At 38.5% G+C, this 572-nt stretch carries 1 protein-coding gene; it reads right to left on the reverse strand.

Annotated features, from left to right (window positions below):
• On the reverse strand, nt 1-572 hold a 572-nt coding region (locus ACTQ1L_RS15255; protein WP_441368103.1), incomplete at both ends, for a transposase.

The following is a 572-nucleotide window of genomic DNA, read 5'->3' on the forward strand; positions in this document are numbered from 1 at the left end:
AAAATTCAACAGTACCCTTTTGACAATGCTGTTTTCCTTCGCGAAGTTCAAAATTAATTGCATATCCTTCTGTTCCGATATAAGCCATCATAGGCGCATATCCATCAAAACCTTTATAAGTTCTTGATACTCCTTCTTTCTTGGATTTTGAATTATCCATTGGCGTAACATCAATGTCAACCGGTACATATCCATTTTCAAGAGCAGTCGGTTTAATGTCATTTGCAAGAAGCAACGCAATATTTTCTTCAAGAATTGTCTGACGAAGGCTGTCTCCAATGTCATCCATTCGCTGTCTAAGTGTTTCTTCGGAGGGAATGTTTCTGGTAATACCTAATGCTGCTTTGTAAAACTCCTTATCGTCATCCATCTCATGTACAGCCTCAAAATAAGGCTTTCCCATGCATAGCATACCAAGGTAGGTAAGGAGAATGTCACCATTTTTAATCTGATGCTGGGATCGGTTTTTTGTAACATCCATTCTGTTAAGTTTTTTGACAAAATCGCTCTTACCCAACAAGGCACCGACAACAGATAAACCACCTGCCGGAATAATTCTTTCATTGGTAAAT

It is taken from the genome of Agathobacter sp. LCP21S3_B2 (assembly GCF_052118705.1).
Taxonomy (GTDB): Bacteria; Bacillota; Clostridia; order Lachnospirales; family Lachnospiraceae; genus Roseburia.